The following is a 10,902-nucleotide window of genomic DNA, read 5'->3' as shown; positions in this document are numbered from 1 at the left end:
CGATGCCGGCGACGATGACGACGATCTGCTGGTCGGTTGGACCGCCCTGATCGCCGTACTTGGTCACGTCGAAGTTGCCGTCCTCGGCTGCTTGGGCAGTGCCTCCGGCCGGGGCCGCTGGCCCGAGCAATGGGTTCACGGAGACCACCGGCACGTCCGCGGTCAACGCGGCCACCGGGTCGATGCGACCGAAGCCGTACTGCGGATCACGGCCCGCCGGTCCGGCGTCCCGGGCAGTCCGGATGATCCTGTTGATCACGTTCGCCGCATCCAGGTCCGGATACTTCGACCGGATCAACGCCGCGACGCCGGAGACGATGGCGGCGGAGTCCGAGGTACCGTCACCCCACCCATAGCCATGGTCCGGGCCGATGTTGAAGATGCCATCGCCAGGTGCTGCCACCACTGCCTCCGAGCCTTGCACGGACCCGGACCAGAAGGCTCCGCCACGGGTCGTGCCGGTCACCGCGATCACGCCAGGAACGTTGGCCGGCGAAATGACGGCCTTCTCTCCCTTGGCGGTGTTGCCCGCGGAGACGACCACGACAACGTCCCGCGCGAGGGCATACGCAATGGCCTGCTTCTCCCCCGGCGAGGCCGCAGCCGCCCCTCCGACCGACACGTTGATCACCGTGGCGCCACCGTCGACCGCCAACCGGATGCCCTGGGCCACCGCTTGACTGCTGGCCAGAACCTTCCCCTTCTTGATCTTGATGGGGAGGATCCGGGCACCCGGGGCGATCCCGTCCACACCGTCGGCCGCGGCGTTCGTCGCCGCGATGATGCCGGCCATGTGGGTGCCATGGCCCTCCTCGTCGGCGCGGCCGTCGCCGACCGCGCCATAGCTGCGGCCACCCGGAAGCACTTGGCCTCGAATGTCCGGGTGCGTGGCGTCGACACCGCCGTCCACCACCCCGACGATCACGCCACGCCCGGTTGACAGCTTGCGCACCTGATCAATGCGAAGCTCGTCGAGGTACCACTGCTCGGCCCGCTGCGGCGCGGCGACAGCAGGCTGCGCAACTGCACCCACCAGCAGCACGCTCAGCAGGCTGGCCGCCAGGGGCCGGAGCACGCCGACGTTCACGCTCATTCGTTCGTCCTCATCGCAGAATGCCGGGGGAACCGGTGTCATCGGCACGCCACGGGTCGTCGTCCTCAGTCAACCACGACGACTCCGGACCGATCTCGTCGTGATCAGTGCCATTACCGCGTCCGGTCGCACCCGAGCCACCGATCATCCCGCCGGCGCTGCCACGCGAACCGTCCGCGCTGGCACCGCCGCGGCCAGAGCCCGCGGCGTTACGCAGCGCGCTGGCCGCACTGGTCATCGGCGGCACCCGGCCGTTACCACCGCCGACCATGCCAGGAATGCCGGCCGGGGTGATCCCACCGCCGCCGAAAGGACCGCCCCCACCAATCCCAGCCCCGGCACCGACGCCGGCGCCACCGATCCCGCTCGGCGAGCCGAAACCGGGCCCGGCACCGACACCAAGCGGGCTCTGGCCGCCGAAACCCAGACTCGCCGAACCGCCGTAGCCGCCGCCGATGGTGGTCGGACCGCTGGCACCGGCCAGGCTGGTGCCGAGGCCGAGATCCACCCCCGGATCGCCGGCGCTCAGTGAGGGTGCGGTGTACGAGCCCGCACCACGGTCGGTGAAATCGCCTCCGAAGCTGCCAGCGGTGGGCGGCGCTGCGACCGGCGTGTGGTTACCACCAGACCAGGCGCCACCGCCGACACCTGTTCCGCCGATGACAGCCCCACTACCGCCGAAACCCGAGCCGCCACCGACAGCTGAGCCACCGCCCGCCCCGGAGCCGCCCTCCAACCCGCTGGGGGCGTAGCCGGACGGAGGAGTCCGCGAACGGTACCCGTCAGCAGCGCCGCGGTCGTCGACCTCCGGTACGACGAGCCGAGGCCGCTCGGCCTCCACCGCCTTGGGCAGCGGGGCCATGGCACTGCTGGCCGCCTGCTGGTTGTCCCGATACCAGTTGTTGAGGTGGGAACTGGTATCCCACAGGCCGCCCCGCTTGTGGTCGCTGGCCTGGCCGTCGGCCTTCATGGTCGCTTCCAGGTCATCGGCCTTCTCGCGGAACGCGCCATCGGCGTACGACGACGGGTTGCTCCGGTAGTCCGCACGCAGCGCGGCCAAGAAGCCCGACGCGTTCTCGCCGTCCTGGGCATCGTCGAGTTCACCGCCGTTGGGCAGGCTCCACTCGTTGACGCCGAAGTCGTCCATCAGCGGGATCGGAATGCTCGCGACAGCCTTACGGATGTCACCCTCGATCCGCGACAGCGCGCCGCTGACGTTGCTCGCGGTGGTGATCAGGTCCTCGATGCTCCTGCCGATGCCGCTCAGGTGCTCGCGGTAAGCGTCCCCGCCGCTGCCCGCCCAGCCGGCGAGCATGCCGGGTAGACCATCGGTGTGCGGGCGCGCCGCACCTGGCGCGATCGGGCCAACGAATGAGCGCCCGACCAGCGCGTCGCGCATGTAGCCCAAGGTGGTGGAAAGATTGTTCCAGCCGACGCCCACCTCGCCGACCAGGTCCGGGTCCGCCGACAACGTGACCTCACGTACGCACTGCTCCCATGTCCCTGCCATGGTTGTCGCTCTCAGGCCTGGCGGGAAGGTGTAGGCGTCGCCGGTGGCGAGGCGACGGCTTGGAGCAGCTCGTTACAGACGTCGTCCGCAAAGCGCCGCTGCGACACGAGATGGAGTTGCATCAATGAACGTCCTCCCCCGAGACGACGAGAGCATACAGTAGCCGGACCAATCCGAAGCGCTGCAGGAACCAAACAGATAGTCAGTGCAAGATCACCGTGACCGACGGACGGTCTGCCCGGGCGACGGATCGGGCGCCCACCGGGACGACTCAGATACCGACGTCCTGGGTCGTGGCGGGCTGGGGAAAGCCCTGCCCGACGGGCTTGTGGACTCACTTCTGCTGACAGCGTCCTGCCCCTGCGCCAGCGCGTGGGCGAGATCCTGAACGACCTCGTCGCCTCTCACGGCGGGACGCCAGCGTTCGATAGCGCGATAAACGAGCGACCCAGCAGGACGTTGCAGGACCCCCTCGTCCTTGACGAACAGTTCGCGTCGCTGCAGGGCAGCGGACATCCCCTTGTGCAGCGTGGCCGCCAGGAACGGGAGCTCTGAGTTGAGGCGGGAGATCTGCTGGAAGTCCCGCTCACCGGGCTTGTCGTTGTCGCCGCCCCCGCGTGATCGTAGCCAGCGCAGGACCTCTGTCAGCTCAGCAGCGGTGTCGCGCGCCGGGCCAACCGGAGGGGTGGCACGCAGGTCAGCGGCTGCAATAGCTGCCTGCCGCCAGCCACCGATCATCCTCGGGTCACCGTCGCTGGCGAGGAGATGGACCGCCAGGCCGAGTTGAGTTCCGAGCTGCAGGTGGGCCCCCGTGAGCTCCTTCGGGTTTTGCCACATCCAGGTTCGCGCGGCGTTGATGGCGGCGACCGCGTCGTCCGCCGTGCGGACGCCCGGTACGGGATTCAGCGGGGACCGGGCGACGTCGAGCCCGTGTAGTTGGGGTTGCCCACGGCCCAGGGCGATCAACTCACGGGCGACTGCGCTCAACCGGCTGCTGGCGGTCCACCTGGCAGCCTCTGCCACAGGACGGTAGATCTCGGCGAGGTGATCGCGCCCGTCATGGAGCCATCCGGGCAGCCCGATGTCGACCATAACCATGCTCTGGGTGGCAGCAAGCCACTGCAGGACGTCACCGAGGCCGACATCGAGGCTCTGATCGACTGGATGCTGACGGAGGGCCGGAAACGTGGCGGCAAGCCGGGAACGGGGCTCGGCGTCCGGTCAGTGCGCCTGACGCTCGGCCGCCTTCGAACCGCGCTGAACGTGGCGGCACCGACCAGATCCATCGCCATGCCCCACCTGTTCCAGACCACCAGCTACGGAAGAGCCCATCCTCGCCGACACCACGACGGCCGCGCCATCGAGCGCGTCCCCGTAGCCGCTGGGCTACCTCGCTCGAAGGGTGAGCAGGGTGATCTCGCTCGGCGCGAAGATCCGGAATGGCGGACCCCAGAAACCGGTCCCCCGGCTCGTGTAGAGCTGGGTCTGGCCATGCCGGCTGAGGCCCTGCACGACCGGCTGGTCGAGCCGGACCAGGTAGTGGAACGGCCACATCTGGCCGCCGTGGGTGTGCCCGGACAGTTGCAGATCCACGCCGGCCGCGACCGCGTCGTCGATCTGCTTGGGCTGGTGCGCCAGCAGCAGCACGGGCAGCCACGGGTCGGTGCCGGCCAGCGCCGCGGCGTGGTCGGCGCGGTGACCGGCGACGCCGGACGAGGCGGCGGTCACGTCGTCGACCCCGGCGACGACGAGCCGGGCGCCGCCCCGCTCCACCACAAGGTGCCGGTTGTGCAGCGGCTCCCAGCCGAGGGTCCGCATGTGCTCGACCCAGCCCTCCGCCTCCCCGTAGTACTCGTGGTTGCCCGTCACGTACACCCGGGCCAGCCGGGCCCGGACGGCGCCCAGCGGCGCGGCCTGCGCCCGGCGCTGGTCGACCGTACCGTCGGCGATGTCGCCGGTGTGGCAGACGATGTCGGCAGCCAACCCGTTGACCACCTCGGTGGTCCGCGCGGACCAGCGGGCCCGGTCGATCGGTCCGTAGTGGGTATCCGTCAACAGCACCACCCGGACACCGTCGAGACCCGCACCCAGCCGATCCACGGTGACGTCCACCCGCCGGACCCGGGGCACTCGCATCGCCTCGGCGTACCCCCAGACGGCCAGGACGACCGAGACGACCGCCGCACCGACCGCCACAGCCCGGGACCGCACCGGATCGGCGACCCCCGCGGCGGCCAGCGGGAGCCGGGCCACGTTGCCAAGCAGCGCCCAGACGAACAGGATCCAGACCAGGCCAAGGAGCGTGTCCCCCGCGCGGGCCGCCGCGTCCAGCCGCCGGCGGCCGTGCCCGAGATACATCAGAACGGGGAACACGACCAGCGCGACGACGAACACGCTCGTGCCGGCAGCCACCACCGGCGCCGGCCACCGCGCCGCCACCGTCAACGTCCACCACGGCAGCCCGAACAGCAACGCCAGGACCGCGACCAGCGTCACCCCGGACACCAGCGGTCGCAGCGACCCTCGCGCCGGCCGCACCTGTACCGCATCGCCAGCAACCATCGTCGTCCTCCGTTCGGGTCTGTGCAGCATGACACGGTCCGAGCCAGATCGACCACGCCCGAAAACCGGGACGAATCCGGCCCGTAGGTGATCGACCCGCGACCCGAGGGCGCCCCGTTTCGGGCACGGTCAGCGGGTGGCGGGCGACGCCCCAGCCGAGAGTCTGCGCCTGATCATTTCAGGCTCGCCGGACGGCCCGTGCGGTTGAGTCGGCGCTGTCGTTTCGCGCCGGTCGCGATCGACCTGGGCGGCGACGTCGCCGCCACACGGTTCCTACGCCGAGGCTTTGGCTGCTACTGGGACGAGACGCACTTGCTGGCCGTCGACAACCAGGAGCCCGGCGAACGCTTGGCGGCGGATCGTCGGACGACGAAGACCCCACTGCGGAAGAGTTCGAGCGGGCCCGTGACGACCTCACGCCGTACCAGGTGGCGCTAAGTGGGAGCCGCGTGGTCGGTTTGGCCATTTCGCTGGCACCCTTATCGGCACCGGATGTCCGCACCCGGCGATGCGGTTGTCCGTGCTTCGTCGCGACGAGGCAGCCGGTCAGGCTCAGGCAGGGAACCAAGCAATGCCGGCGCACGTGATCGAACTATTGCGCTCACCGCAGACGGACAGTCGGCCACGACGAACATTTCTTGACGGCGGTACACGTCGGGCGGGACTGTGGATCTAACGGCACCTTTCTGTGTCAAGGCGTTGGCAACAGAGAGGTCTCCAACTTGCTCCCCACGGCCCCGGCCATCACCGGCCGTCTGCTCGGATGCCGCGCCTTATCAGGGGATGAAAGGCTGTTCGGCGTGGGCTCTGCTGATGATCGTCCCCATCTGACGCTAAGGATCAACAACGACCCTGCTCCTCGTGCGGGATGGTGTCGGCACTTGGCTAATCCAGGGCGCTGCCGACGGGCTCGTCTACCCGGCCGGGGACCGGCTGGTGTGGCTGTTGCCACTGCTGGAACGCACCCCAACCGCCGTCAGCGCGGAACTGTCTGACGTGGCCTCTAGCCGACACACCGCTTCCCGCCCTCGTGCGGTTCGCGCGCACCGCATGGGGAGAACACTGGCCGACATGAAGGACTCGCGCGAACTCTCACAGCCGCTTCGCTACCGAGCAATTCTCCTCTGGCACGCCTCGGCACATGCCTGACGGCCTGACAAGTCGACCGAGCCGGGGAGGGGCCAGCATGGCGGTGCTGGTCGAGCACACCGAGCTGTACGTCGATGTCGACTATCGCCTGTTTGCGATGATCGACGACAGCAACGACCGACGCAACGTGCCGCCCCCGCCGCACGAGCTCGATCAATGGGTCAGCTCGACGCCGGGCTACGTGGTGGTCGAGAACATCGACGACGCCGTGGTGCTGGGTAGCGACACCCGGCTGGAGACCTGGGACGGGCCGGCCGACTTCGATCCGGCCGGCTGGGACCGCAGCGACGTCCTCGAGGTGGTCTTCGAGTCGGGCGTCCTCGGGTTCTCCAGTGGCACGGCCGGCGGCATCGCCGACGCCTACCGCCTACCGCCGGGCCGCCGGGCCGCCGGGCCGCCGATGGAGCGTACGGCTGGCCTGGCGCACCGAGGCGCCACCCGCTCCGGACGAGCTGCCGACCGCATCGGTCCTCATCCAGTTCAGCCCGGCCTGAGCTCCTGCACCATCTCAGATGGTCGGGCGACCGGCCTCCCCGCCAGGGCCACGGAGGTAATCGGGGCGGATATCACCAGAATGTTGAGCGACTGCCCCACGGGCACGCCGCATCCGCGTTTGGCGAGGAGTAGACCCATCGACGACTCCGACACGATCACCGGTGGCGACCCATTGGTCAGGCCGAACTCGACCTCGTCGCGGCGTCCCGGTGGCGGGCCTGGCCACCACGCCTGCCCGACCAACCAATCTTCTACCCCGTGCTCAATTGCTGGTACGCCACGAAAATCGCCCGTGAGTGGAACGTCCCCGCCGAGGGTGTCGGCTACGTAACCCGGTTCGACGTCCAGCGGGCACACCTGGACCGTTACGAGATTCAGCAGGCCGGTGGCCGCAACGTGCTGGAGTACTGGATCCCCGCCGAGGAACTTGCCGACCTCAACGCACACATCGTCGGCGCGATCATCGAGGAAGCCGAGTACCGCGGCCCGGTCGACGATCAGGATTTCACCGACGCCAACAAGGCCCTCGGCCGAGCCCTGCCTGACGCGTGGCGGACCCATCTCCAGGGCGAGTCGTGGCTCCGGCGAGGTTGGATGACCAGCGGAGCCTACGTCCGGCTCAATACGCCACGCGAGATGCTCGAGTTGCATGACGCATGGGACCAAGCCACCGACGCGCACCCGGGCATCGCGATCATCGGCGGCGACGGCTCACGCGAACAGCTCGTGCTCGACCTACGCAGCGACCCCGCACCCGTACTGCTAGGGTCTGTGTCGAAGTCGGTCATAGCCACTCGTTGATCGCGGCGATGTGCACGGTGGCTTCGTAGCGCACGGCGAGTTTGTCGAATCGGGTGGCCACGGCACGGTTGCGTTTGAGCCGGTTGATGCCGCACTCCACGGCGTGACGCTGCTTGTACCGCTCGGGATCGAAGGCCGGTGGCCGCCCACCCTTCGACCCCTTCTTACGCCGGTTGGCGTCCTGGTCGGCCTTCGACGGGATCGTCGCGGCGATCCCGCGGCGGCGCAGGTAGCGGCGGTTCGCCTTCGACGTGTACGCCTTGTCGGCCAAGACCCGATCGGGGCGTGTCCGTGGCCGACCGCCACCCTGGCGAGGCACCCGGATGCCGTCGAGGACCGCGATGAACTGGGGACTATCTCCGCGCTGCCCGGCGGTCAACACGATCGACAACGGCTTCTGCCCCTGTTCACAGGCCAGGTGCACCTTCGTGGTCAGTCCGCCCCGCGACCGCCCGAGCGCATGATCGGCCGGCTCGGCCGCGACGCCGCCCGGCGGTTCGACCTGCAGATCCCCCTTTTACGCGCCCCAGCGGCGTGCTGATGCGCCCGGGCGACCGACGAGTCCACCGACACGTCCCACGTCACCCGCCCGGCCGCGTCGGCAACCGCCTGCAACGCGGTCAGGATCTTCGCCCAGGTCCCGTCTCGCTGACAGCGGCGGAACACCGCGTACGCCGCCGACCAGGACCCGTAGCACTCCGGGATGTCCCGCCACGGCGCACCTACCCGGGTCCGCCACCTGATCCCATCAATGAGCTGCCGTTTCGTCCACGCCGACGGCCGACCCGGCCTACGTCCCACGGGCAGCAACGGCTCCAGCGCCGCCCACTGCACGTCGGTCAGGTCATGCCGCCTCGTCACCGCTAAAGTAGCCACGAGGTCTCCGTGCCGATGGTCTTCTTCGTCGATGAACCATCTACCGGAGACCTCGCTACTTATCGATCACCGCCACGCCGAAACTTCCTCACCCTCGCGCACCCGCAGCCGACTTCGACACAGGCCCTAGTCGACATGACCAGCAGCGGCTGGAACAGCGCCATCCGACAAGCCGACGATGTCCACCAGCTCGTCAACCGTATCGAGGCGGGCACCTTCGAGTTCAACTACGAGGGCTACAGAGGTTGAAAGACCAAGGTTCGAGCTATCTCGGTGGTTCGGGTTCGAGGGTCATGCCGGTGCTGGCGAAGACGCCGGCGAGGAGATCGGTCTGTTGCTGACAAGCGCGTAGCCGACGTTTGACCAGTTGCGCGAGGTGGTCGACACCCCGGGCGGCGGTGTTGGTCAGGCCGCGTTTCATCCAGCGCCAGACGCCTTCGGTGGGGTTGAGGTCCGGAGCGTAGGCGGGTAACCGGATCACGGTCAGCCACGGCCGGGCGGCGATCAGGGCGTGCATGCGGCCGCTGACGTGGGTGTTCAGGTTGTCCCAGATCAGCACTATCGGTGCCTGCAGGCGCTGGTGGGCCTGGTCGAGGAAGCCGACGTAGTCGTCCTCGCTGAAACTGCCACGTTCCCCGGCGCGACCGCGGTGCAGCCGGGTTCGCCACATCAGCCGGCCTCGCTGTCCGGGCTTTTTTGGACGGTCGTGGAGTCGGCCGGAGCGGGTCTCGATGGGCGGACCGGCGACGATGGCGAGGCGATTGCTGCAGCACTGGTGACGCGGCTGGCGGCAACATCACCGGAGGGCATCCTCGAGTTCCAGGAGGTGTTCGATCAACTTCATGGCGCCCTCTATCGCTGGGACGTGTGGGCCCCTGCGTACCTGATCGGTGGGGGATGCTCGGACGACAGCTTCCCGGATTTCCGGGCGGGAGTCATCGCGCTCGGGCGCGAGTGGTACGAACGTGTCCTGGCCTCCCCCGACGGACTGGCGAACCATCCCGTGGTGCGACAGGCGGCGGCCGGGCAAGACGACGGCGCGTTGTTCGCCGAGTCGGTGAACTACGTGGCCAGCGGGGCCTACGAGCAGGTCACGGGTGAGGACCATGCCTTTTATGAAGCGATGAAGGCTCGTCAGCACGTTGCGGGCGGCATCGACGAGGCCGCCGAGCCCATGGGGGAGGACTTCGACTTCGATGACGATGACGAGATGCGGCGTCGGCTGCCCCGGCTGGCCGAGTTGTTCCTCGACTGCGGCGAGGATTGATCTCGGCAGCTGAGCCCTGACGCTTGGGGACGGCGTGGCCAAGCCATTTCAATCTCTACCCCGGCGGTGGTCGCCCGTTGGAACTGGTCCGAAACCGGCACCCGCCACAGCCCTGGCGTCCAGCCCGACGATGTCCAAGAACTTCTGTCTCACGGTGCCAAGACCGTCGATCTGTCGCGTGGCATGCAACCGCAGCTGCAGGTCGACGCGCGTACCCTCGGGCTGCTCGAGGAGTGCGGGGCAACTGTCCACGTGGCCGAGACCACCGAGGCAGTCCAGATCTACAACAACCTCGTCACCGGTGGCACCGCCGTCGCAGGGCTATTCCACTCAACCTGCTAGACGCGACCACAGCCGGGCAGCGGTCATGAGAGTGCATTCGATCGACGGGATGTCGTCTTGAGGGGCTGTTCACCCGACCGCAGCGCGCACAGGATCGCCTCTCCAAACGGCCTGCAGACTAGAGGCGTGATCAGACTGCGGTTGTACAAGGCTCGTGAACGGCAGCGCGTCATCGATCCTGCCGATCTCGAGGTCACCTACTTCGCGGTCGACCCAGAGACCGAACCGGTCTTCGAGCACAACGGCGTAATGGTGTGGGTCAGCCACCCCGACCACTGCCAGGTCGAACGGCACGCCCGCGGCCAGAATCTTCACCTGGTCGAGTCCGGGACGAACCTCCTGCCCCGCGCCCGTGGCCTGGAGATCCTGCGCGCGCCCACCGCGGACTACCGATGGGTGCACTCCCTGGACTGGCGCTGGGGCGCAGGCGAATACCTCGACCGCGACCGTGTCGAGGCGATCATCAACCGTGCCCTCGACATGGAACCGTGGGCGGCACCGGAGGGCCCGGCTGGCCTGGTGTATCTGTCCTACCTGATGTGGTTCCACAACGGCGCGATGGCCAACGGCGCCGCTTGGCCGCTGGACGACTGCACCGCCGACCAGATCGCCGCGTTTACCGCAGCCGCAACCTACTTCGAACTCAACGACATCGCCGACCTGATCGGCCGCCTCGAACCAGATGACGCGCTCAGCCACGAGTACTGGGATCTCAGCAGTCCGTTCGGAGAGGATGCGTCCCTCATCCGCGACGCGCTCCGATGCAAACTCGCCGAGGCCCCGGAGGATTGGGGCTAGTGATGGGGT

10 protein-coding genes and 1 pseudogene are annotated in these 10,902 nt (G+C 68.5%); 5 read left to right on the top strand and 6 right to left on the bottom strand.

Annotation, left to right across the window (positions count from 1 at the left end):
- The 4 genes from ACLQ28_RS33195 to ACLQ28_RS33180 all read right to left on the bottom strand — a co-directional run.
- The coding region (locus ACLQ28_RS33195) for a S8 family serine peptidase (protein WP_425690210.1) at positions 1-1,093 on the bottom strand (1,093 nt) is incomplete at its 3' end.
- Positions 1,094-1,103: 10 nt separating this feature from the next.
- Entirely contained in the window at positions 1,104-2,603 is a 1,500-nt protein-coding gene (locus tag ACLQ28_RS33190; protein WP_425690209.1) for a hypothetical protein, read from the bottom strand.
- A gap of 213 nt (positions 2,604-2,816) precedes the next feature.
- Positions 2,817-3,590 (bottom strand): hypothetical protein, encoded by a 774-nt coding sequence (locus ACLQ28_RS33185; protein ID WP_425690208.1) that lies wholly within the window; start codon positions 3,588-3,590, stop codon positions 2,817-2,819.
- 399 nt (positions 3,591-3,989) lie between these two features.
- Complete coding sequence (locus tag ACLQ28_RS33180; protein ID WP_425690207.1) at positions 3,990-5,165, bottom strand: metallophosphoesterase; 1,176 nt, start codon at positions 5,163-5,165, stop codon at positions 3,990-3,992.
- Positions 5,166-6,980: 1,815 nt separating this feature from the next.
- On the opposite strand from ACLQ28_RS33180, the pseudogene ACLQ28_RS33175 reads away from it, so the two are divergent.
- Positions 6,981-7,271: pseudogene (locus ACLQ28_RS33175) on the top strand (ADP-ribosylation/crystallin J1); the annotation flags it as partial.
- A gap of 322 nt (positions 7,272-7,593) precedes the next feature.
- On the opposite strand, the gene ACLQ28_RS33170 reads toward ACLQ28_RS33175, so the two are convergent.
- Positions 7,594-8,486 (bottom strand): IS5 family transposase gene (locus tag ACLQ28_RS33170; protein ID WP_425690206.1). Its coding sequence is split into 2 segments (ribosomal slippage): positions 7,594-8,103 and positions 8,106-8,486, totalling 891 coding nucleotides; the frame shifts between segments, so codons are not numbered across the junction.
- A 9-nt stretch (positions 8,487-8,495) separates the two neighbouring features.
- Here ACLQ28_RS33170 and ACLQ28_RS33165 point away from each other — a divergent pair.
- Positions 8,496-8,735, top strand: a complete 240-nt coding sequence (locus ACLQ28_RS33165) for a hypothetical protein (RefSeq protein ID WP_425690205.1) — start codon at positions 8,496-8,498, stop codon at positions 8,733-8,735.
- 16 nt (positions 8,736-8,751) lie between these two features.
- Here the strand turns inward: ACLQ28_RS33165 and ACLQ28_RS33160 are convergent, their stop codons facing one another.
- Positions 8,752-9,156, bottom strand: a complete 405-nt coding sequence (locus tag ACLQ28_RS33160) for a transposase (RefSeq protein ID WP_425690204.1) — start codon at positions 9,154-9,156, stop codon at positions 8,752-8,754.
- Positions 9,157-9,192: 36 nt separating this feature from the next.
- On the opposite strand from ACLQ28_RS33160, the gene ACLQ28_RS33155 reads away from it, so the two are divergent.
- The 3 genes from ACLQ28_RS33155 (at position 9,193) to ACLQ28_RS33145 (ending at position 10,893) form a co-directional block, all read left to right on the top strand.
- Positions 9,193-9,753, top strand: a complete 561-nt coding sequence (locus ACLQ28_RS33155; protein WP_425690203.1) for a DUF4240 domain-containing protein — start codon at positions 9,193-9,195, stop codon at positions 9,751-9,753.
- A 66-nt stretch (positions 9,754-9,819) separates the two neighbouring features.
- Positions 9,820-10,095 carry an MTH938/NDUFAF3 family protein gene (locus ACLQ28_RS33150; protein ID WP_425690202.1) on the top strand — a complete coding sequence of 92 codons (276 nt, stop codon included), beginning with the start codon at positions 9,820-9,822 and terminating at the stop codon, positions 10,093-10,095.
- Positions 10,096-10,221: 126 nt separating this feature from the next.
- The gene (locus ACLQ28_RS33145; protein ID WP_425690201.1) at positions 10,222-10,893 is read left to right on the top strand and encodes a hypothetical protein; all 672 of its coding nucleotides are present in this window, start codon (positions 10,222-10,224) and stop codon (positions 10,891-10,893) included.
- Positions 10,894-10,902: the final 9 nt, after the last annotated feature.

It is taken from the genome of Micromonospora sp. DT201 (assembly GCF_049841575.1).
Taxonomy (GTDB): domain Bacteria; phylum Actinomycetota; class Actinomycetes; order Mycobacteriales; family Micromonosporaceae; genus Micromonospora.
The sequence above is the reverse complement of the archived record's forward strand: the minus strand, read 5'-3'. Positions and strand labels throughout refer to the sequence as shown.